This is a genomic window from Arthrobacter sp. DNA4, assembly GCF_024362385.1.
Lineage (GTDB): Bacteria > Actinomycetota > Actinomycetes > Actinomycetales > Micrococcaceae > Arthrobacter.
Genome location: NZ_CP101466.1, coordinates 270,043 through 290,958 on the forward strand (window position 1 = coordinate 270,043; position 20,916 = coordinate 290,958).

Genomic DNA, 20,916 nt, shown 5'->3' on the forward strand with positions numbered 1-20,916 from the left:
CATGACACAGACCATCGAAACACCAGTTGCCGGTACCGCAACCACTGCCGGCGCCCGCGCCCACGCCCGGGAACAGCACGGCAAGACCGCGGAGAGCATGCGCTTCGTCCCGGCAGCTTCGGCGCCGGCCCGCCTGCTGGCCGGAATGCCCGACGGCGCGTCCCCCGTTTGGGCGGAGTCCCTCGCCTTTGGCCGCTACACCACCATGGTGCTGGCCCGCGGCACCCGGGTCCGGATCACCGATACCGCCGGCGATGCATGCGTACACACCCTTCTGTACCGGACCGGGGCCCTGCACGAACGCCTCAACATCGCCGATACCGTCAAGGTCCCGTGGCAGGCCTACCCCGCCACCGGCCACCCGCTGCTGTCCGACGCAGGCCGCCTGATGGCCACCATCGTCGCGGACACCTCCAGCCGGCACGACGCCCTGACCGGCGCCACCACCCTGGCAGGCAACACGGCCAAGTACGGGGCCGGGACCGTCCACAGCGCCTCACCGGCCGCCCGCGAACTGCTGACCCTGGGCGCCCTCAAGAACGGCCTGGGCACCCGGGACGTGGCGCCGTCGCTCTCGCTCTTCAAGGGCATCACCGTTGACCCGGCCGGAAGCATCACCTTCACCGGCAGCGCCGGGCCGGGCGCCGCCGTCGAACTCCTTCTCCAGATGGACGCGGTGCTGGTGCTCGCCAACACCGCCCACCCGCTGGATCCCCGCCCGGATTTCACCGGGACCGCCGTCGACATCCTCGCCTGGCACGCCCCGCAGGACCTGGACGCGCTGGCGGCAGGCAGCCTGTCTGGCCCGCTCAGCCCGGAACACCTGCAGGCCCTCCGCAACACCGAACACGACCTCACCGCAAGGAACGCCCGATGAACACCGTCATTGATACCCGCCCGGACGCTGCCCACACCGCCCTCGCTGCCGGCACCGTGATCCTGGATGAATTCGTCGAGGCCCGGGGTCCCTGGTCGGCCGTGGTGGCGGCCGGAGACGTGCTGACCATCGTGGACCTGGAAGGCAACCAGGCCGTGGACTGCCTGCTGTACGCCGCGGCCGACACCGCCGTGCGGTACTCCGCCGCCACCACGATCGCCGCGCAGCAGTCGATCGTCCTCACCACCGGCTCTGTCCTGCGGGCAGACACTGGCGCCGCCCTGATGACCGTTGTAGCGGACGAAGTGGGCGTGCACGACACCATCGGCGGCGCCTGCTCGCAGGAATCCAACACCCTCCGGTACGGCCAGCACACCCGCGAACAGCACGCCTGCGTGGAGAACTTCCTGATTGAGGGCTCCCGCTGGGGCCTCGGCAAGCGTGACCTTGTCTCCAACATCAACTGGTTCATGAACGTCCCCGTGGACCCGGACGGCGCCCTGGGCATCGTCGACGGACTCTCCGCCCCCGGCAAGCGCGTAGCCCTGAAGGCCGAGGTGGACACCCTGGTGCTGGTCTCCAACTGCCCGCAGGTCAACAACCCCTGCAACGGCTTCAACCCCACCCCCGTCCGCATGATCGTCACCCGGCCGGAGGCAGCCAAGTGAACAACTTCGACACCCTCCTGATCGCCAACCGCGGCGAAATCGCCTGCCGAATCATCGAATCCGCGAAGAAGCTGGGCCTGCGTACCGTGGCGGTCTTCTCCGAGGCGGACCGCGGCGCCAAGCACGTGCGGCTCGCCGACGAGGCAGTGCTCCTGGGCCCCGCCCCCGCCAAGGAGTCCTACCTCCGCGTCGACGCGATCCTGGACGCAGCGAAGGCAACCGGCGCCGGCGCCATCCACCCCGGCTACGGCTTCCTGTCGGAGGACGCGGCCTTCGCTGAGGCCGTGGAGGCAGCGGGCCTGGTGTTCGTGGGTCCCACCCCTGAGCAACTGCGGATCTTCGGCACCAAGCACACAGCGCGCGACGCCGCCCGGGCGGCCGAGGTGCCCATGATCGCCGGTTCCGGGCTGCTGGAGAATGTGGACGCCGCCGTCGAAGCCGGCAGGACGATCGGTTTCCCGCTCATGCTCAAGGCCACCGGCGGAGGCGGCGGCATCGGCATGACCGTATGCCGGTCCGAAACCGAGCTCGCTGAAAGCTTCCCCCGCGTGGCCCGCCTGGTAGCGCCAGCTTCGGAACCGCGGCGTCTTCGCCGAACGGTACGTCGAAAACGCCCGGCATATCGAGGTCCAGGTCTTCGGCGACGGCGAAGGCCGCGTGGTCAGCCTTGGCGACCGCGACTGCTCGCTGCAGCGCCGCCACCAGAAAGTCCTGGAGGAAGCTCCGGCACCGGACCTGCCCGGCGAACTCCGTGCGGAACTGCACCGCACCTCCCGGGCCCTCTGCGCTTCCCTTAACTACCGCTCCGCCGGCACCGTGGAGTTCGTCTACGATTCTGCCCGCCAGGAAGCCTCCTTCCTGGAAGTCAACGCCCGCCTCCAGGTGGAGCACCCCGTGACCGAGGCCGTCACCGGCGTGGACCTGGTGGAATGGATGCTCCGCCTGGCCCAGGGCGGGAACGCAGCGCGGGCTGTCCTGGACAACGTGCCGGCCGCGCTGCCGGTATCCGGCCACGCCGTGGAAGCCCGCGTCTACGCGGAGGACCCGGCCCGCGGGTTCCAGCCCAGCGCCGGAACCGTCACCAACGCCGCCTTCCCCGCGGCAGGAGCAGCGCGGGTGGACGCCTGGGTGGAAACCGGCACCGACGTTTCCACCAATTACGATCCCCTCCTGGGCAAGATCATCACCTCCGGCGCAAGCCGCGCCGAGGCCTTCGACCGGCTCGCCGCAGCCCTGGAGAACACCCGGATCGACGGCATCGAGACCAACTTAGGGCTGCTCCGGGCGGTCAGCGGCATGGACGTGGTCCGCAGCGTGGGGCACTCCACCAGCACCCTTGACAGCGTTGGTGACCCGGAGCCGCGCGTCACCGTGAACCGCCCCGGCCTGCAGACCAGCGTGCAGGACTGGCCCGGCCGCACCGGCCTCTGGCAGATCGGTGTCCCGCCCAGCGGCCCCATGGATGACCTGTCCTTCCGCCTGGGCAACACCGCCCTGGGCAATCCGGAGGGCGCGCCGGGCCTGGAGTTCACCATGACCGGCCCCAGCCTGACCTTCACCCACGCCACCACCATCTGCGTCACCGGGGCGGACGTGACGGTGACGGTTGACGGGGCAGAGGTGCCCGCCTGGACCCCGGTCACGGTGCCCGCGGGTGGAACGCTCGACGCCGGCACGGCCACCGGGAACGGCCTGCGCGGCTACATCCTGTTCCAGGGCGGCCTGGACATCCCGCAGTACCTGGGCAGTGCGTCCACCTTCACCTTGGGCCAGTTCGGCGGCCACGCAGGGCGGGTCCTGCGCGCGGGCGATGTGCTCCGCGCGGTCAAGGGCCCCGCGGGTCACGGCACCGAAACTGCGGTGCCCCTGGACAGCCGTCCGGCCCTCACCTCCACCTGGGAACTGGCCGTGGCCGAAGGCCCTCACGGTGCCCCCGAATTCTTCCAGCGCGAAGACATCGACGAGCTGTATGCCGCGGAGTACGAAGTGCACTTCAACTCCGCCCGCACCGGCGTCCGGCTGATCGGCCCCAAGCCCCGCTGGGCCCGGAGCGACGGCGGCGAGGCAGGCCTGCACCCGTCCAACATCCACGACACCGCCTACTCCGTGGGCGCCCTGGACTTCACCGGCGACACCCCCATCCTGCTCGGCCCGGACGGCCCCAGCCTGGGCGGCTTCGTCTGCCCTGTCACCGTGGTGACGGCCGAACGCTGGAAGCTCGGCCAGCTCCGGCCCGGAGACAAAGTCCGGTTCGTGCCCATCGAAGCCGGCCGGGCGCCGTCGGCCAAGGACCTGGGTCCGGGCCGCCAGCTCGTCCTCCCCGGCGGCGCTGACTGGCCAGCGAACCCGTCCACGCCAGCTCAGGTGGTCGGCCGCGCCGTCCCGCGCCCCGTACGCGGGGATGGCGACGACGGCGTGCTGGGCCGGGTGCCGGAAGGTTCCGGCCGGCCCGCGGTCACCTACCGCCGGTCAGGAGACGACAACCTGCTGGTCGAATACGGCGAGATGGTCCTGGACCTTGGCCTGCGCGCCCGCGTCCACGCCCTGCACCAGCACATAGAGGCGCTTCGCGTGCCCGGCATCGTGGACCTCACCCCGGGTATCCGCTCCCTGCAGATCAAGGTGGACCCGTCCGTCCTGTCCACCACCCGGCTGCTGGACCTGGTCCAGGAGATTGAGGCCGCCCTGCCGGCGAGCTCCGAACTTGTGGTTCCCAGCCGTACGGTCCGGCTGCCGCTGTCCTGGGATGATCCTGCTACCCGCGAGGCCATTGAGCGGTATATGGCAGGCGTCCGGGACGACGCTCCGTGGTGCCCGTGGAACATCGAATTCATCCGCCGGATCAACGGCCTGGATTCGGTCAACGACGTTTTCGACACCGTCTTCAACGCCGAGTACCTGGTCCTGGGACTGGGCGACGTATACCTTGGCGCGCCGGTGGCCACTCCGCTGGACCCGCGGCACCGGCTGGTCACCACCAAGTACAACCCGGCCCGCACCTGGACCCCGGAGAACGCCGTGGGCATCGGCGGGGCGTACATGTGCATCTACGGCATGGAGGGCCCCGGCGGCTACCAGTTCGTGGGCCGCACCACCCAGGTGTGGTCGCGCTACGCGGACTCCGCTCCCTTCGAACCCGGGTCGCCGTGGCTGCTGCGCTTCTTCGACCGGATCTCCTGGTACCCCGTCAGCCCCGAGGAACTCCTGGACTTGCGGGCCGACATGGCAGCCGGTCGCGGCCGTGGCGTGGAGATCGAGGAGGGAACCTTCTCCCTTGCCGAGCATGAGGCGTTCCTGGCCGAAAACCGTGAGTCAATCGACCTGTTCCGGGAAAAGCAGGGCGCCGCCTTCGCCGTGGAACGGCAGGCATGGGCCGACGCCGGCGAGTTCGACCGGGCGGAGGCGCTCGCCGCCGCCGTCACTCCCGTAGTGGACGACGTGGACGTTCCCGACGACGGCGCACTGGTCTCCGCCCCCTTCGCGGCCAGCGTCTGGAAGGTGGACGTTGCGGCTGGGGACCACGTGGTCAAAGGCCAGCCGCTGGTGTCCCTGGAGGCCATGAAGATGGAAACAGTCCTCGAAGCGCCCTGCGACGGCGTGGTGCTCCGCGTCCTGCCCACCGCGGGTTCGCAGGTGGTGGCCGTCGAGGCAGTGGTGGTCCTTGGCGCCACCACTGAGCCTGCAGGGCTGGAAACGCTGGAACTGGAAGAGGCAGCAGTATGAGCACCAGAATCACCGGCAACGCCACCCGGCGCGTTAAGGCAGCGCTCGCCGCCCTTGAAGCCGTGGACCGGCCCGAAATCTGGATCACGCTGCGCGGCGGGGATGATCTCCTGGCCGAGGCCGCATCAATCGACGCCGCAGTGGCCGCCGGCGCGGACCTCCCCCTCGCCGGGCTCCTGCTCGGCGTGAAAAACAATGCGGACGTGGCAGGCATCCCCACCACGGCGGCCTGCCCCGGCTTTGCGTACGTCCCGGACAAGGACGCCGAAGCCGTGGCCCGCCTCCGCTCCGCGGGTGCGCTGGTCCTGGGCGCCACCAACCTGGACCAGTTCGCCACCGGGCTGGTCGGCACCCGGAGCCCTTATGGCGCCGTCCGCGACTCGCGCCGCCCGGACCACATCTCCGGCGGGTCCAGTTCCGGGTCCGCCGTGGCCGTGGCACTGGGACTGGTGGACATCGCCATCGGGACTGACACGGCCGGTTCCGGGCGCGTCCCCGCCGGGCTGCAGGGCATTGTTGGGATCAAGGCCACGCTGGACGTCGTTTCCACGGCCGGCGTGGTTCCCGCCTGCCGGTCCTGGGACGCCATCACCATCTTTGCCCGAACGCTGGTCACCGCCGAGCTCGCCATGGGTGCCATGGCCGGCAACTCCCGGGCCTGGCCCGCGGACGTCCGGCTGGCTGCACCATCACGGCCGCGCGTGGCGTATCCGGCCACCCTGCCGGCCCTTCCGCCGGCATGGGCTGCCGAGTTTGGGCGGCAGGTCGACCGTCTCACGGCCTCCGGTGTGGAAATGGCCCCCATCGAATTCGACGACTTCCTCAAGGCTGCACGGCTGCTTTACGACGGCGGGCTGGTTGCCGAACGCCACGCCGCCGTGGGGAGCTTCCTTGAGGACTACGACGCCGGCACGGAAAGCCACGCTGGGATCGATCCCACGGTGGGCGGCATCATCCGGGCGGCCGGGACAGTGCCGGCGCACCAGTACGTGGCCGATACCGCCCGGCTGCAGGAACTGAAATCCAAGGCCATGGCCCGGCTCGAGGGCTTCGACGCACTGCTCATCCCCACCGCGCCGTTCCACCCCACGCTTGCCGAGGTGGCAGCGGATCCGGTGGGCGTGAACTCCTTGATGGGCACCTACACCAACTTCTGCAACCTGTTTGACCTGTGTGCCGTGGCAGTCCCTGCCGGGGAGGTGGACGGCGCCCAGTTCGGGCTCACGGTGGTGGGCCGGACCTTCGATGACGCCGTGGCCGCGGACATCGCCCGCCGCATCGAAGCCACCCCCGCCCCGCCTGCGCTCTTTGCCGCCGCGGCGGTGCCGGGCGGCGCCGCCGGAGGCAACCGCAGGAGCTACCAGCCGTCGTCGTCCGTTCCCTGGCCGGTGGCCGCGGGGGCAACGGCCGTGCCGCTGGTGGTGGTCGGCGCGCACCGGAAGGGGCAGCCGCTGGCGCAGCAGCTGGAAGAACGAGGCGCGTTCTGGGACGGCCCGGTCCGGACGGCTGCACGCTACCGGATGGTGTCGCTGGATACAGCGCCGCCCAAGCCGGGCGTCTACCGGTCCGACGACGGCGCCGAACTCGTGGGGGAACGGTGGCTGCTGTCCCCGGCCGCCCTGGGGACGTTCCTGGCGTCCCTCCCCGAACCCATGCTGCTCGGCTCCATCCAGCTCGCGGATGGGTCCACCGCCGTCGGATTCGCCTGCGACGCCGTTGCCGCTGAACGCGGGGAGGACATCACCGCCTGGGGCGACTGGCTGGCCGACCGCAGTGTTGCACCGACGCCGCGGACGGTATGGCGGGACCTCGGCGAGGCTGCGCTCGCCGGGTTCAGCCGCGGCGAACGGGGATAGCCTCAGGAGCGTCCGGGCGGGGGTTCCCGTCCGGACCTTCATCCTTGAAGTACGCCGAGATGTCCTTCACCAGTTCCTTCACGGCCGCTGGAATGGAGCCGTGGAAGCACTTGGGGGACAGCTGGTAGGTGCTCCCCGGCACTGCTGCGTGGAGCCGTTCCGCCGTCACCCTGTAATAGCCGGGACTCTTTCCCCCCGCCATGAAGTGGGTTCCGGCGGGCAGCACGCTGAAGTCCCTGGCGTGGTCCTTTTCGTCGTACGCCGCCCTCAGCTCTCCCACGCCGCTGGGCATGACCTGCTGGAACATCCTGTTGACCTTGGTCCGCGACAACACCGCCATCAGGCCGGTCAGGACCGGTTCGGGGATCCTTGCCATGGCTGAGCCCGGGCTGGTGGCCCTCTTCATGTGCGCCAGCGCGTGACCCACCCTGCCGTTGTTCACGGCGTCCTCGAATCCGTCCAGCCATGCGGTGTCGATGCTGCCGTCGATGTTCACCGCCGCGTCGTACACGGCGAGCTTGTCAGGGACGAACCCGGTCCCGGTGAACTCCTGGACGGCGTTCAGGGCCACCGATCCACCCAGGCTGTGGCCCAGGATATTCCGGGCTCCGGTGGCTTTGAGCACAGTCCGGACATCCTCGATTTCGGTGGCCATGGAGTAGTCCGCGGGCTGTCCGGACGAGTTGCCCCGGCCCCGCCGGTCGTACACGTCAACAGCCCAGCCGTCGCCCAGGCCGTTCGCCAGCGCAATTGAGAACGGCCGGTAAATCAGGGCCGTGAGGAACGCGCCACCGATCAGCAGTACCCGCTTTTCGCCGGGCGCATCCCCGGCGCCGTAGCTGTACAAAGCCAGCCTGCCGCCGTCGTGCGTTGGAAGTTCCCGTTCTTTCACCCGCCCATCCTAGGGCGCAAGCCTGCGCAGGAGCTGAAAGTCGGGGCAGCCAATGCCCGGTAAACTTGATGATTGTGACTTCCCAAAACACCCCCGCGCCCAAGAATGCCCAAGAGCCCATCGACGCCAGCGAGCAGATGCGGATCCGCATGGAAAAGCGCGCCAAACTTCTTGAGCGCGGCACGGAGGCGTACCCCGTGGGAGTGGAACGCACGCACTCCCTCGCCGAAATCCGGGAAAAGTACGCCCACCTCGAGGCGGACGACACCACCGGCGACATCGTGGGCGTCACCGGCCGGGTGGTCTTTGTCCGCAACACCGGAAAGCTCTGCTTCGCCACCCTGCAGGAAGGCGGCACCGACGGCAAGGGAACGCGCCTGCAGGCCATGCTGAGCCTGGCCAACGTGGGCGAGGAAGCGCTTGCCGACTGGAAGGCCCTGGTTGACCTGGGCGACCACGTCTTCATCAAGGGCGAGGTCATCTCGTCCCGCCGCGGCGAACTGTCCATCATGGCCGAGTCCTGGTCCATGGCCTCCAAGGCACTGCGCCCGCTGCCCGTCCTGCACGCGGAACTGAACGAGGAAACCCGCGTCCGCCAGCGCTACGTTGACCTGATGGTCCGGGACGAGGCCCGCGAGATGGTCTACACCCGAGCCGCCATCACCCGCTCCATCCGCGAAACGCTGTTCCGGCACCGCTACGTGGAAGTGGAAACGCCCATCCTGAACCTGGTCCACGGCGGCGCCCTGGCGCGTCCGTTCGAGACCCACATGAACGCCTTCGACCAGAAGATGACCCTCCGCATCGCCACCGAGCTGTACCTCAAGCGCGCCGTGGTGGGCGGGATCGACCGCGTCTACGACATGGGCCGCGTGTTCCGCAACGAGGGCGTCGACTCCACGCACAGCCCGGAATTCACCACCCTTGAGTGCTACGAGGCCTGGGCGGACCAGTTCGTCATGGCCGAGCGGATCAAGGAAATCATCCTCGACGCCGCGGACGCCGTGGGTGCCGGACGCGTCCTGCAGACCGAGGCGGGGGAGATCAACCTCGACGGCGAGTGGACCTGGCTGGCCGTCTACCCCGGACTTTCCGACGCCGTTGGGCAGGAGATCACGCCGGACACTTCCGCTGAGGTGCTTCGGGAAATCGCAGCCAAGCACGAGGTCAAGGTTGACCCCAAGTGGGACGCCGAGAAGCTGGCAGTGGAGCTCTTCGGTGAAATCGTGGAGCCCACCCTCCTGAACCCCACCTTCGTCTACGACTACCCGCCGTCCGCGCAGCCGCTGGCCCGCCCGCACCGCGAGGACGGCCGTCTGATCGAGGCCTGGGACCTGATCATCGGCGGCATGGAGCGCGGCACCGCCTTCTCTGAACTGATCGACCCCGTCATCCAGCGCGAACGGCTCACCGAACAGTCCCTGCACGCGGCTGCCGGCGACGTCGAGGCAATGCAGCTTGACGAGGACTTCCTGCGTGCCCTGGAATATGGCGCTCCTCCCATGGGCGGCATTGGCCTGGGCATCGACCGGCTGGTGATGCTCTTCACCGGAGCCGGCATCCGCGAAACCATCCTGTTCCCCCTGCTGAAGCCCGAAGGGCACTGATCATGGAATACGTTGCAGTGATTCTTCCCTCCCTCGTGGTGGGACTGCTGTTCTGGTTCGCCATGAAGGCGATTTTTAACGCCGACAAGGCCGAGCGGCAGGCGGAAGCCCGCGCCCAGGCCGAAGCGGACGGCCTCCCGGTTCAGCCTACGGACCGTCCGGGTTCGGAATCCAAATAGATAAACCCCCTACTTTCCGGTTTTATCCCCAAGGAACCATTAGGCGCTTTGACGCGTTGCCAAGATAAGAGTCATACTTTTTTGGGAAACATCCTGCTTTTCTGAAAACCGAACTTTCCAGCAAGAGGAAGACCTTTAATGGCACAGAAAGTAAACATCATCCTCGTTGATGATTTGGATGGGGGATCCGCAGACGAGAATGTGAAGTTTGGCCTCGACGGGGCCAGCTACGAGATTGACCTGTCGGCAGCCAATGCCGCTGAACTCCGGTCTTCATTGGAGAGGTTCATCAACGCTGCACGCAAGGCTTCCGGTGGAAGCCGGGCGCAGCGGACCAAGGCGCCAACAGGGGGCCGCAGCCACGATTCGGCGCAAATCCGGCAATGGGCGCGGGATAACGGGTACACCGTTAACAGCCGCGGCCGAATTCAGGCCGAAATCCAGGAAGCCTACCAGAAGGCAAATTCCTAGCACCGCCTTTAGCTCCACCGAGACCCCGCTTACCGCCGACAGGCGGGGCGGGGTTTTTCAATTTGCCGATATTGCTGCTACTGGCGGTGTCTGCCGTTGCCCATTTGACTCAATTGGGACGATGCCGCGGCCTCTTGGCAGCTGGCCGGATTGAAGGGTTTTGCCGGGTCCCTTCCGGGCGCCAGGGCCGGCTGCTCCCCCGCCTTCCCCGTCCAGAGCGCCGCGCTGCGGCTGCCCGCAACGTTATTCCCGCAAGGGGCACGGTTTCCCCTGTGGCGAACACGCTCCACAACTCAGGGGCGGCCACGTAGCATCAAAGTACGTCGTAGCTAGGAGTGTGGCGAAATGTTTGAGCGATTTACGGACCGTGCCCGTCGCGTAGTTGTGCTTGCCCAAGAAGAGGCACGCATGCTGAACCACAATTACATCGGTACCGAACACATCCTCTTGGGTCTGATCCATGAGGGTGAGGGCGTTGCCGCCAAAGCTCTTGAGTCTTTGAGCATTTCGCTCGACGGCGTTCGCGAGCAGGTGCAGGAGATCATCGGACAGGGCCAGCAGGCCCCCTCCGGCCACATCCCCTTCACCCCCCGTGCCAAGAAGGTACTGGAGCTCTCGCTGCGCGAAGCCCTCCAGCTGGGCCACAACTACATCGGCACGGAGCACATCCTGCTCGGCCTGATCCGTGAAGGTGAAGGCGTTGCCGCCCAGGTTCTGGTCAAGCTCGGCGCCGACCTCAACCGGGTCCGCCAGCAGGTCATCCAGCTCCTCTCCGGCTACCAGGGCAAGGAAACCACCGGCGCAGGCGTCGGCGGCGGACAGCCTGAGGGCGCCCCTGCCGGGTCCGTGGTCCTGGACCAGTTCGGCCGCAACCTGACCCAGGCTGCGCGCGAGAACAAGCTGGACCCGGTCATCGGGCGCGAGCAGGAAATGGAACGCGTCATGCAGGTCCTTTCCCGCCGCACCAAGAACAACCCGGTCCTCATCGGCGAGCCCGGTGTCGGCAAGACCGCCGTCGTCGAGGGCCTGGCCCAGGCGATCGTGCGCGGCGACGTCCCGGAGACCATCCGCGACAAGCAGCTGTACACCCTGGACCTCGGCTCCCTGGTGGCAGGCTCCCGCTACCGCGGTGACTTCGAAGAGCGCCTGAAGAAGGTCCTCAAGGAGATCCGCACCCGCGGCGACATCATCCTGTTCATCGACGAGATCCACACCCTGGTGGGTGCCGGTGCCGCCGAAGGCGCCATTGACGCAGCCTCGATCCTGAAGCCCATGCTGGCCCGCGGCGAGCTGCAGACCATCGGTGCCACCACGCTGGATGAGTACCGCAAGCACATCGAGAAGGACGCCGCGCTGGAGCGCCGCTTCCAGCCGATCCAGGTCAAGGAACCCTCCGTGGCGCACGCCATCGAGATCCTCAAGGGCCTGCGCGACCGGTACGAGGCACACCACCGCGTCACCATCACCGACGGCGCCCTGGCCTCCGCTGCCAGCCTGGCCGAGCGCTACATCTCGGACCGCTTCCTGCCGGACAAGGCGATCGACCTGATCGACGAAGCCGGTGCACGCCTGCGCATCCGCCGCATGACCGCTCCGCCGGAGCTCAAGGCCATGGACGAGCGCATCGCCAAGCTGAAGATGGAGAAGGAATCCGCCATCGACGCCCAGGACTTCGAAGGTGCAGCTTCGCTCCGCGACAAGGAGCAGAAGATGATCTCCGAGCGGGCCGAGAAGGAGCGCCACTGGAAGTCCGGCGGCATGGACGACATCTCCGAGGTGGATGAGGATCTCATCGCTGAGGTGCTGGCCAACTCCACCGGCATCCCCGTCTTCAAGCTGACCGAGGAAGAATCCTCGCGCCTGCTCAAGATGGAAGAGGAACTGCACAAGCGTGTGGTGGGCCAGGACGAGGCCATCAAGGCACTGTCCCAGGCCATCCGCCGCACCCGTGCAGGACTCAAGGACCCCAAGCGTCCCGGTGGCTCATTCATCTTCGCCGGCCCCACCGGCGTCGGCAAGACCGAGCTCGCCAAGGCACTCGCGGAGTTCCTGTTCGGTGAAGAGGACGCCCTCATCACCCTGGACATGTCCGAGTACTCCGAGAAGCACACCGTTTCGCGGCTCTTCGGTGCCCCTCCGGGCTACGTGGGCTACGAAGAGGGTGGCCAGCTGACCGAGAAGGTCCGCCGCCGTCCGTTCTCCGTGGTGCTGTTCGACGAAGTGGAAAAGGCCCACGCGGACCTCTTCAACTCGCTGCTGCAGATCCTGGAAGACGGCCGCCTGACCGACTCCCAGGGCCGAGTGGTGGACTTCAAGAACACAGTGATCATCATGACCACCAACCTGGGTACCCGGGACATCTCCAAGAGCGTTGCCACCGGCTTCCAGTCCGGCACCGACACGCAGACCGGCTACAACCGCATGCGTGCACGTGTCACGGAGGAACTGAAGCAGCACTTCCGCCCCGAGTTCCTGAACCGTGTTGACGACGTCGTGGTGTTCCCGCAGCTCACCCAGGACGAGATCATCGAGATCGTGGACCTGTTCGTGACCCGCCTGGAGAAGCGCCTCAAGGACAAGGACATGGGCATCGAGCTCACCAAGGCCGCCAAGGTGCTCCTGGCAACGCGCGGCTATGATCCCGCCATGGGGGCCCGGCCGCTGCGCCGCACCATCCAGCGCGAGATCGAGGACCAGCTCTCCGAGAAGATCCTCTTCGGCGAGATCCACCCCGGCGACATCGTCGTGGTGGATGTCGAAGGCGAAGGCGACGACGCGAAGTTCACCTTCGCCGGCAACGCCAAGCCGCGCATCCCGGAAATCGCCCCGAGCGTCTAGGCGCCATAGCCAAAGCCCCGCCACTCCGCAAGGAGCGGCGGGGCTTTCGTTTTGCCGTCTGTACCCGTCAGTGGTCTGGGGTTTGTGACGGCGGCCACAAACCGTGTTGAATCGGGGCATGGCTAATCAGAATCCGGTGATCCCGGACGAGCAACCACTGACTCCTTTCCACGACCTCGACCACTACCTGTCCATCCCGCGGGTAAGCGGACTGGCGCTGAGCCCGGACGGCTCCCGCCTGGTCACCACCGTCGCCACCCTGAACGGCAAGAGCACCGAGTTTGCCACCGCCCTGTGGGAGCTGGACCCGGCGGGGCAGAAGCACGCCCGGCGCATCACCCGCAGCGCCAAGGGCGAAGCGGGCGCGGCTTTCGCCGCGAACGGCGACGTCTACTTCACCTCCGCGCGCCCCGACCCGGACAGCCCCGACGAAGAACCGGTCAATGCACTGTGGCTCCTTCCGGCCGACGGTGGGGAAGCCCGCGTAGTCCTCAGCCGGCCCGGCGGCGTCAGTAAGGTGATGACCGCCAGGAACGCTGATGCGGCATTCGTGGCGGCTGAGGTTCTGGCAGGGTCAGCCGATGAGGAGGACGACGCCGAGCGGCGCAAGTCCCGCAAGGACAGGAAGGTCTCCGCCATCCTGCACAGCGAGTACCCGGTCCGGTACTGGGACGCCGACCTGGGTCCCGGCCAGCCGCGGATCTTCGCCGTGGAAGCCGGGGCGGACAAGGGGCCCGGCAAGCCCGCAACCGTTGACGCCACAGCTCCCCTGGTCCTGCGCAACCTCACGCCCGACGCCGGCCCGCGGCTGAGGGAAGCCGAGACAGTGGTCAGCCCGGACGGGAAGACCGTCTACAGCAGCTACACCAAACCCCTCGCCAAGGCGGACAGCCGGTCCGTCCTGGTGGCGGTGGATGTGGCATCGGGCAGCCTCAAGGTGCTCCTGGACCAGGAGGGCATGAGCTATTTCCCGGGTCCGGTCAGCCCCGACGGCAACACGCTGGTGGTGGTCAGCGAAAGTGATTCCACCCCGCAGCGGGCCCCCGAGGTCAGGATGCACCTCCTGGACGTCTCCGGCAGCGCCGGGGATGCCGGGTTGCAACCGTTGGCCCATGACTGGGACCGCTGGCCCAAGCCGGCAGCCTGGCTTCCGGACGGTTCCGCCCTCCTGGTCACGGCGGACGACGACGGCGCGTCGCCGGTTTTCCGGGTCAGCGTCCCCGCGGCTGCCGCTGAGGTGGGTGTTGCCCGGGTGACGCAGGACGCGGCGGCCTACTCCGACGTCGTTGTTTCGCCGGAAGGGCGCTATGCCTACGCCCTGCGCAGCTCCTACGAATTCCCACCCGAGGCAGTGCGGATCGACGTGGCCACAGGGGAAACCACCCGGCTTCCAGCCCCTGCCGACCGGCCGTCCCCCCCGGGCCGGCTGGAGCGGATCGCCGCCACGGCTCCGGACGGTTCCCGGGTTCCTGCCTACCTTGCCCTGCCCGAGGGTGCATCAGCAGAGGAGCCCGCGCCGATGCTGCTGTGGATCCACGGCGGTCCCCTGGGGTCCTGGAACGCGTGGACGTGGCGGTGGAATCCCTGGCTCCTGACGGCGAAGGGCTACGCGGTGCTGCTCCCGGACCCTGCATTGTCCACGGGCTACGGGCAGGCCTACATCCAGCGCGGATGGGGTGCCTGGGGCAAAGCGCCGTTCACCGACCTCATGGCCGTTACGGACGCGGCGGTAGAGCGTCCGGACATCGATGAGGCCCGGACTGCTGCGATGGGCGGATCCTTCGGCGGGTACATGGCCAACTGGGTGGCGGGCAACACGGACCGGTTCAAGGCCGTGGTCACCCACGCCAGCCTGTGGGCGCTGGACCAGTTCGGACCCACCACGGATGCCTCGCAGTACTGGCTGAAGGAAATGACCGAGGAGATGGCGCTGGAGAATTCACCGCACCTGCACGCGGAGAAGATCGGTTCGCCCATGCTGGTGATCCATGGCGACAAGGACTACAGGGTGCCCATCGGGGAGGGCCTGCGGCTCTGGTACGAGCTGCTGTCCAAATCGCGGCTGGCGGCGGACCAGGACGGGCAGACCCCGCACAGGTTCCTCTACTTCCCGGACGAAAACCACTGGGTCCTCCAGCCGCAGCACGCCAAGGTCTGGTACCAGGTGGTGGAGTGGTTCCTGGCGAAGAACGTCCTGGGCCAGGAACTCGAGCTGCCGCCCGAGCTGGGCATCTAAGCGCCCGGCTCCTGCGGCTCGGAGGGTGGGACATTTACCGCTTGCTGCTCCTCCGTCGCTTTGGCGGAAGCTACGTAAATGTCCCACCCTCCTTCGCCTCGTAGGATGGCTTTGTGACCGACTCCTTCCACATCCGCCCAGCACGCACCAGTGACGTCCCCGCCATCAAGAAGCTGGTGGCGCCCCTGGCCGAGGAACGCATCCTTATGGCGAAGGAGACGGTGGCCTACTACGAGAGCCTCCAGGAGTTCCGCATCGCTGAATCCAGCGACGGCGAAATGATCGGCTGCGGGGCGCTGCACGTCATGTGGGAGGACCTGGCCGAAATCCGCACCCTCGCGGCGTCCGGGCAATGGCGGGGCAAGGGCGTGGGCCATGTCCTGGTGGAAAGCCTGCTGGAGGAAGCCCGCGCCCTCGGAGTGTCCCGGGTCTTTTGCCTTACCTTCGAGGTGGACTTCTTCAAGCGTCACGGCTTCGAAGTGATGGCGGACCAGTCCGCGGTGGACCCCGAAGTGTATTCGGAGCTTCTCCGCTCGCACGACGAAGGCGTGGCTGAATTCCTGGACCTGGCACGGGTCAAGCCGAATACCTTGGGCAACACCCGGATGATCCGCACCCTATAGTCCGCTGGGGCCACCTAGGGCATACCCCTCTTGGTTTTACTCGAATTGATGGATAAACTATTGGAGGCCGATATGTGGGGGGCCTCAGGAAAGGGACAGTCATTGGGGGCTGTCCCTTTGCTGCGTCCCGGACCGGTCGCGGGCGGACGCTGACTGAAAACCGGGCCGGAGGAACCTACCGCCACCTGTGATCCCGGTAGTAGGGTCGGAAACACATCCTTCAGGAGCACAGCCAGGAGCACCGCCATGAAGAAACTCATCAACGATCCAAAAGCCGTTGTCCAGGAAGCTGTCCAGGGCTTTGGCCTGGCACACGCAGGGCTGGTCACCGTCAGTGAAGACCCCACCTACATCACGCGCAAGGACGCGCCAGTGGCAGGCAAGGTGGGGCTGGTTTCAGGCGGCGGCAGCGGGCACGAGCCGCTGCATGCCGGTTACGTGGGGCGGGGCATGCTCGACGCCGCCGTGCCCGGGGCGGTGTTCACCTCACCTACCCCGGACCAGATCCTTCCCGCCACCCTCGCAGTCGACTCAGGTGCCGGCGTCGTGCATATCGTCAAGAACTACACCGGGGACGTCCTGAACTTCGAGACCGCGGCCGAACTGGCCGAGGCTGAGGGCGTAAGCGTCCGGACCGTACTGGTCAACGACGACGTCGCCGTGGAGGACTCGCTGTACACCGCCGGCCGCCGGGGAGTGGGCGGCACCGTGCTCGTGGAGAAGATCGCCGGCGCCGCTGCCGAGCGTGGTGACGGCCTGGATGCCGTGGCCGCCATCGGAGAACGGGTCAACGCCAACGTCAGGACCATGGGTGTTGCGCTGTCAGCCTGCACGGTGCCGCACGCAGGCACGCCCAGTTTCGACCTCGCCGAGGACGAAATCGAGATCGGCATCGGCATCCACGGCGAACCCGGCAGGCACCGGATCCCCATGGAGAACGCGGACAGCATCACCAACCGCCTGCTGGAACCCGTCCTGGCCGATCTGAAGGTCAGCTCCGGCGACAAGGTACTGCTGTTCGTCAACGGCATGGGCGGCACCCCGCTGAGCGAGCTCTACATCGTGTACCGGCGGGCGGTGCAGGTGCTGGCGGATGCAGGCGCCACGGTGGAACGTTCGCTGGTGGGCAACTACATCACCGCCCTGGAGATGCAGGGCTGTTCCATCTCGGTCCTCCGGCTCGACGACGAGCTCACCGAACTCTGGGACGCTCCCGTGCATACCCCCGCCCTGCGCTGGGGCGTGTAGCCGTGGTGCTGGATGCCAATTGGGCCGTCAAGTGGCTGACCCTGTGCGCGCAGGCCATGGCTGAACACCGCGTTGAACTGATCGAACTTGACCGCGCCATCGGGGATTCGGACCACGGCGAGAACATGGACCGCGGCTTCCAGGCGGTCCTTGCCAAGCTCGGTGAATCCACGCCCGAAACGCCGGGGGCGGCGCTGAAGATGACAGCCATGACCCTGATGTCCAAGGTGGGCGGCGCAGCCGGCCCGCTTTACGGAACAGCGTTCCTCCGCGCCGCCACCGCGCTGGGTGATTCCGCCGAGATTGATCCGGCCGCCTGGGCCGGCGCCCTGGAGGCGGCCCGGGACGGGATCGTGGCGCGCGGCAAAGCGGAGTCCGGGGACAAGACCATGGTGGATGCGTGGACACCGGCGGTCGATGCTGCCCGTGCGGCGGCCGACGGCAGCGGCACGGACGTCCTCAGCGTCCTGGTGGCCGCCGCCGAAGCTGCCGAGGCAGGGGCCGTGGCCACCGACCCGATGGTGGCACGGAAAGGCCGCGCCAGCTATCTTGGCGAACGCAGTGCAGGCCACCGGGACCCGGGAGCAGTGTCCAGCGCGCTGATCCTCCGTGCTGCCGTTGGGGCGGCCGCGTGACCGTCAGCATCGTGGTGGTGTCGCACAGCGAAAAAATTGCCGACGGCGCCGTGGAGCTTGCCGCCCAAATGGCCCCGGACGTAATGATCCTGCCGGCCGGGGGCACCGACGATGGCAGGATCGGCACCAGCCTGGAGAAGGTCCTCGCGGCCCTGGAAAAGGCCGGGGGAGAGGCTGGCGGCGAACCTTCCCGGCAGGCCGGCGGGGATGGCGCCGGGGTAACGGGCACGGTGGTCCTGACAGACCTGGGATCAGCCGTGATGACCGCGGAATCGGCACTCGAGTTTTTGGAGAATCCCGCCGGTGTCCTGCTTGCCGACGCACCGTTGGTGGAAGGCCTGGTGGCCGCGGCCGTCGCTGCGCAGGGTGGTGCGGACGTCCACGCGGTCCTTAAGGCGGCCGAAGGTGTGCGGGGGCTGGCGCACGAACCGGAGCGGGGCGGGGCGGCAGCCGAACACGAGCCTGTCAGCAGCGCCCCGCCGGACTTCACGGGCGACTTTGAGCTGGTGAACCAGGCCGGCATGCATGCCCGGCCTGCTGCGAAAGTGGCAGGGGGCCTGGCTTCGCTGGACGCTGAGGTCACCATCAACGGCGTGGACGGTGCGTCCATGACCGGGCTGATGACCCTGGGCGCGGGCAAGGGCACCGTGCTGCACGTGGAAGCGTGGGGCGCGGATGCTGAACGGGCCGTGGAGTATGTGGGCGGCCTGGTGGAGGCCGGCTTCGGCGAGCCCTGAGCTCCCCGGCCGTTCCTGGGAATAAGCTCGATGGCATGGAACGGCCGCTTGCAGACAACACCCAGGAAATCGAAGTGCTGGACGGCCAAATTTCCGTGGAGGAACTGCTCGCCGAACTGGGCTTCAACTGGAGTGCTGAACCGGTGGGGAGCGGCCCCGCGGCCGGAGCTTCCGACGACGGGACCTTCACCCAGCCGGCGCTTTTCTAGCCCCGCGGCTTTTGGGATGCCGGCTGCTGGTGCAGCCCGTCGCCGTCCAGCGTAAGTGATGCCGACAGGAACTTCCCGCACTGCTCACCGAACGGATACAGCGCCTGCGGGCGGAACTCCAGGGTGCGGACGGCCAGCGCTGTCCCGTCAGGAGCCGTGCCGGAAGCGGTCACCGTCATGGGTGATTCCGTAAGGGTCTCCAGCATCAGCGTCGCCACCTTGGTGCCGTCGGGAGAAGCCGTGGCCGAACAGGCGCCCTCGTCCGTGCACCCCTGGTCAACGGAGGAGCTGCCGGGGCGCAGTTCGACGCCGGACTCCTTGCAGGCGCCGTCCTGGCATGCCCGCAGATGCAGCGTTTGTACCAGGGCGGAGTAGTCAGCGGTGATTGTCACGGCCACGACGGTGGCCTGCGCAATCGCCGGGCATGCGCTGCCGGCGGGCCCGCAGGCAGCGAGGAGCGCCGCAGCCATCCCCAATGGCACCAGCATTCCGGGCTTGTGCATGCCTTCAGGCTACCGCGCCCGCGGCACAGTCAGCCGATTGGAAAAATGCCGATAAACCAGAACGAGGCGACGGCGAAGACCGCGAAAAACGCGATCAGGCAGCCCATGGCCCTGCGCGGCTCGGAGGATACCTGGAGCGATTCGTTGGGGTTGGACGGGTTGTAAGCCACCTCGATCAGCGAACCCGGCACGGGCTGCTCCACCCCGGAGATTTCGGACTTGCCCATGAAGAGGGTGCCCTGCGGATCGGTGAACTGGTACGTGGGGAAGTAGCGGAGGTTCCGGCTGGCACTGCCCACGCCGCTGGTCCAACCGGTTGCGCTGCCGGTGACGGTTGCCTGCGCCTTGGGCCAGGATGCCATCTGTTGTTCCTGCCGCTTGGTCCGGCGCGACGCATAGAGCAACGAAAATATCGCCGCGGCAACAAACAGTGCCCAGACGATGTACAGAATGGTCTTCATGGCTTCCCCCGGTTCCGGTCACCAAGAAGTATGCCATCCCGGGCCCACGCCGCCGGTGGGTCAGGCAGGAAGCCGGTAGCCGCCGTCGTGCATCTCTGCCAGCCCGTCCGCCAGCAGCCCCGCAAGCGCCCGCTCCAGCTGTTCAGGGGCGGAGTTGAGCCGGTGCAGCGCGGCCAGCGGCACGCCGATTCCCTCCGGGGCAAAGCCAAGGTCGGCAGGTTCACGCTCGAACATGTCCGGCGGCACGGGCGATTCCGCCAGCCGGAGCACGGCCAGCACGGCGCCACGGACCTGGCGGTCGGTGCCGTGCCATGCCTGCCCCTTGGGAACGTACGACGGCGGGGGCTCACCCGCCGCCAGCCACGCGCAGGAGTCTTTGACCGGGCAGGCGGCGCACTTCGGCGCCCGGGCCGTGCACACCAAAGCCCCAAGCTCCATGACCGCAGCGTTCCAGCGCACGGAAGTTTCGTCGTCGTCCGGCAGCAGGGCGGCGGCCAGGCGCATCTCCGCCGCGGTCAGCGCCGGGGCGGGAAGCGCGACGCCGGTGACCAGCCGGGCGTGCACCCTGCGGATGTTGGTGTCCACCACCGTTTCCCGGCGGCCGTACGCGAACGCTGCCACTGCGGCGGCGGTGTAGCTGCCCACCCCTGGAAGGGCCAGCAGCTCGGCGTGGGTGTCCGGGACCTTGCCGCCGTGGTCCTGCACGATCGCCGTGGCCGCGGCATGCAGCCGAAGCGCCCGGCGGGGGTAGCCCAGCCGGCCCCACGAGCGGACGGCTTCCCCTGCCGGTTCGCCCGCCAGCCCGGCGGGGGTGGGCCAGCGCTTGAGCCATTCATGCCAGACGGGAAGCACCCGGACCACCGGGGTTTGCTGCAGCATGATCTCGCTGACCAGGACGCCCCAGGGGGAGCAGCCGGGCTCGCGCCAGGGCAGGTCGCGGGCAATGCCGGCGAACCAGCCGTTGATCCGGTGGTGGAGCAGCTCCAGGTTTGCGGGGTCCGCCGGAGCATGCTTTGCGGGGGAGGTTTGAGTGTCGATGCCAACACTGTAGTGGATTGGTTCCGGCGGCCCGCAAACCGGTTGTGACCAGCGCGATGGGCCTGCGGCGGCGTGGTGGCAGTGCAGATCCGGCGGGTTTCCCTAGCCTAGGAGG

At 67.8% G+C, this 20,916-nt stretch carries 17 protein-coding genes and 1 pseudogene; 14 read left to right on the forward strand and 4 right to left on the reverse strand.

What is annotated here, in order from left to right; genetic code table 11:
- The first annotated feature begins 1 nt into the window (after nucleotide 1).
- The 4 genes and pseudogenes from NMQ03_RS01325 (at nucleotide 2) to atzF (ending at nucleotide 7,124) form a co-directional block, all read left to right on the forward strand.
- Nucleotides 2–877: an urea amidolyase associated protein UAAP1 gene (locus NMQ03_RS01325; protein WP_255174051.1), complete on the forward strand. Its 876-nt coding sequence runs from the start codon at nucleotides 2–4 to the stop codon at nucleotides 875–877.
- Nucleotides 874–1,545, forward strand: a complete 672-nt coding sequence (locus NMQ03_RS01330) for an urea amidolyase associated protein UAAP2 (RefSeq protein ID WP_255174052.1) — start codon at nucleotides 874–876, stop codon at nucleotides 1,543–1,545. Before NMQ03_RS01325 ends, NMQ03_RS01330 begins: the two co-directional genes overlap by 4 nt.
- Nucleotides 1,542–5,268 (forward strand): annotated as a pseudogene (gene uca / locus NMQ03_RS01335) (urea carboxylase). Before NMQ03_RS01330 ends, uca begins: the two are co-directional and overlap by 4 nt.
- Nucleotides 5,265–7,124, forward strand: coding sequence for an allophanate hydrolase (atzF, locus tag NMQ03_RS01340; RefSeq protein ID WP_255174053.1), 1,860 nt, complete (start codon nucleotides 5,265–5,267; stop codon nucleotides 7,122–7,124). The pseudogene uca and the gene atzF overlap by 4 nt, the downstream one beginning before the upstream one ends.
- Here atzF and NMQ03_RS01345 read toward each other — a convergent pair.
- The gene (locus tag NMQ03_RS01345; RefSeq protein ID WP_255174054.1) at nucleotides 7,102–8,016 is read right to left on the reverse strand and encodes an alpha/beta fold hydrolase; all 915 of its coding nucleotides are present in this window, start codon (nucleotides 8,014–8,016) and stop codon (nucleotides 7,102–7,104) included. The genes atzF and NMQ03_RS01345 overlap by 23 nt on opposite strands.
- A gap of 68 nt (nucleotides 8,017–8,084) precedes the next feature.
- Here NMQ03_RS01345 and lysS point away from each other — a divergent pair, with 68 nt between their 5' ends.
- The 10 genes from lysS (at nucleotide 8,085) to NMQ03_RS01395 (ending at nucleotide 18,799) form a co-directional block, all read left to right on the forward strand.
- A complete protein-coding gene (gene lysS, locus NMQ03_RS01350; RefSeq protein ID WP_159634312.1) occupies nucleotides 8,085–9,623 on the forward strand; it encodes a lysine--tRNA ligase in 1,539 nt (512 codons plus the stop codon).
- Nucleotides 9,624–9,625: 2 nt separating this feature from the next.
- Complete coding sequence (locus NMQ03_RS01355; protein ID WP_255174055.1) at nucleotides 9,626–9,802, forward strand: hypothetical protein; 177 nt, start codon at nucleotides 9,626–9,628, stop codon at nucleotides 9,800–9,802.
- A gap of 138 nt (nucleotides 9,803–9,940) precedes the next feature.
- Nucleotides 9,941–10,273 carry an Lsr2 family protein gene (locus NMQ03_RS01360; RefSeq protein ID WP_255174056.1) on the forward strand — a complete coding sequence of 111 codons (333 nt, stop codon included), beginning with the start codon at nucleotides 9,941–9,943 and terminating at the stop codon, nucleotides 10,271–10,273.
- Between the two features lie 345 nt (nucleotides 10,274–10,618).
- Nucleotides 10,619–13,111 (forward strand): ATP-dependent Clp protease ATP-binding subunit, encoded by a 2,493-nt coding sequence (locus NMQ03_RS01365; RefSeq protein WP_026264823.1) that lies wholly within the window; start codon nucleotides 10,619–10,621, stop codon nucleotides 13,109–13,111.
- A gap of 118 nt (nucleotides 13,112–13,229) precedes the next feature.
- Nucleotides 13,230–15,347 carry a prolyl oligopeptidase family serine peptidase gene (locus NMQ03_RS01370; RefSeq protein WP_255174057.1) on the forward strand — a complete coding sequence of 706 codons (2,118 nt, stop codon included), beginning with the start codon at nucleotides 13,230–13,232 and terminating at the stop codon, nucleotides 15,345–15,347.
- 113 nt (nucleotides 15,348–15,460) lie between these two features.
- Entirely contained in the window at nucleotides 15,461–15,970 is a 510-nt protein-coding gene (locus tag NMQ03_RS01375) for an amino-acid N-acetyltransferase (protein ID WP_255174058.1), read from the forward strand.
- A gap of 246 nt (nucleotides 15,971–16,216) precedes the next feature.
- On the forward strand, nucleotides 16,217–17,218 hold the full coding sequence (gene dhaK, locus NMQ03_RS01380) for a dihydroxyacetone kinase subunit DhaK (protein WP_255174059.1): 1,002 nt from the start codon (nucleotides 16,217–16,219) through the stop codon (nucleotides 17,216–17,218).
- A gap of 2 nt (nucleotides 17,219–17,220) precedes the next feature.
- Nucleotides 17,221–17,853, forward strand: coding sequence for a dihydroxyacetone kinase subunit DhaL (dhaL, locus tag NMQ03_RS01385; protein WP_255174060.1), 633 nt, complete (start codon nucleotides 17,221–17,223; stop codon nucleotides 17,851–17,853).
- Nucleotides 17,850–18,590 carry an HPr family phosphocarrier protein gene (locus NMQ03_RS01390; protein ID WP_255174061.1) on the forward strand — a complete coding sequence of 247 codons (741 nt, stop codon included), beginning with the start codon at nucleotides 17,850–17,852 and terminating at the stop codon, nucleotides 18,588–18,590. Before dhaL ends, NMQ03_RS01390 begins: the two co-directional genes overlap by 4 nt.
- Nucleotides 18,591–18,625: 35 nt before the next feature.
- Nucleotides 18,626–18,799, forward strand: a complete 174-nt coding sequence (locus tag NMQ03_RS01395) for a hypothetical protein (RefSeq protein WP_255174062.1) — start codon at nucleotides 18,626–18,628, stop codon at nucleotides 18,797–18,799.
- On the opposite strand, the gene NMQ03_RS01400 is transcribed toward NMQ03_RS01395, so the two are convergent.
- From NMQ03_RS01400 to NMQ03_RS01410, 3 genes are read right to left on the reverse strand one after another with little or no spacing between them, the layout of a single operon-like run.
- Nucleotides 18,796–19,302, reverse strand: a complete 507-nt coding sequence (locus NMQ03_RS01400; RefSeq protein ID WP_255174063.1) for a hypothetical protein — start codon at nucleotides 19,300–19,302, stop codon at nucleotides 18,796–18,798. The two genes, NMQ03_RS01395 and NMQ03_RS01400, sit on opposite strands and share 4 nt — an antisense overlap.
- A 29-nt stretch (nucleotides 19,303–19,331) precedes the next feature.
- A complete protein-coding gene (locus NMQ03_RS01405) occupies nucleotides 19,332–19,763 on the reverse strand; it encodes a DUF3592 domain-containing protein (RefSeq protein ID WP_255174064.1) in 432 nt (143 codons plus the stop codon).
- Between the two features lie 60 nt (nucleotides 19,764–19,823).
- Nucleotides 19,824–20,642, reverse strand: a complete 819-nt coding sequence (locus NMQ03_RS01410; protein ID WP_255174065.1) for an A/G-specific adenine glycosylase — start codon at nucleotides 20,640–20,642, stop codon at nucleotides 19,824–19,826.
- Between the last annotated feature and the right edge of the window lie 274 nt (nucleotides 20,643–20,916).

What these genes read in the sequence shown, in the direction of transcription:
- NMQ03_RS01325 (WP_255174051.1), top strand. Translation starts at nt 2, where the DNA reads ATGACACAGACCATCGAAACACCAGTTGCCGGTACCGCAACCACTGCC.
- NMQ03_RS01330 (WP_255174052.1), top strand. Translation starts at nt 874, where the DNA reads ATGAACACCGTCATTGATACCCGCCCGGACGCTGCCCACACCGCCCTC.
- atzF (WP_255174053.1), top strand. Translation starts at nt 5,265, where the DNA reads ATGAGCACCAGAATCACCGGCAACGCCACCCGGCGCGTTAAGGCAGCG.
- lysS (WP_159634312.1), top strand. Translation starts at nt 8,085, where the DNA reads ATGATTGTGACTTCCCAAAACACCCCCGCGCCCAAGAATGCCCAAGAG.
- NMQ03_RS01355 (WP_255174055.1), top strand. Translation starts at nt 9,626, where the DNA reads ATGGAATACGTTGCAGTGATTCTTCCCTCCCTCGTGGTGGGACTGCTG.
- NMQ03_RS01360 (WP_255174056.1), top strand. Translation starts at nt 9,941, where the DNA reads ATGGCACAGAAAGTAAACATCATCCTCGTTGATGATTTGGATGGGGGA.
- NMQ03_RS01365 (WP_026264823.1), top strand. Translation starts at nt 10,619, where the DNA reads ATGTTTGAGCGATTTACGGACCGTGCCCGTCGCGTAGTTGTGCTTGCC.
- NMQ03_RS01370 (WP_255174057.1), top strand. Translation starts at nt 13,230, where the DNA reads ATGGCTAATCAGAATCCGGTGATCCCGGACGAGCAACCACTGACTCCT.
- dhaK (WP_255174059.1), top strand. Translation starts at nt 16,217, where the DNA reads ATGAAGAAACTCATCAACGATCCAAAAGCCGTTGTCCAGGAAGCTGTC.
- NMQ03_RS01395 (WP_255174062.1), top strand. Translation starts at nt 18,626, where the DNA reads ATGGAACGGCCGCTTGCAGACAACACCCAGGAAATCGAAGTGCTGGAC.
- NMQ03_RS01400 (WP_255174063.1), bottom strand. Translation starts at nt 19,302, where the DNA reads ATGCACAAGCCCGGAATGCTGGTGCCATTGGGGATGGCTGCGGCGCTC.
- NMQ03_RS01405 (WP_255174064.1), bottom strand. Translation starts at nt 19,763, where the DNA reads ATGAAGACCATTCTGTACATCGTCTGGGCACTGTTTGTTGCCGCGGCG.
- NMQ03_RS01410 (WP_255174065.1), bottom strand. Translation starts at nt 20,642, where the DNA reads ATGCTGCAGCAAACCCCGGTGGTCCGGGTGCTTCCCGTCTGGCATGAA.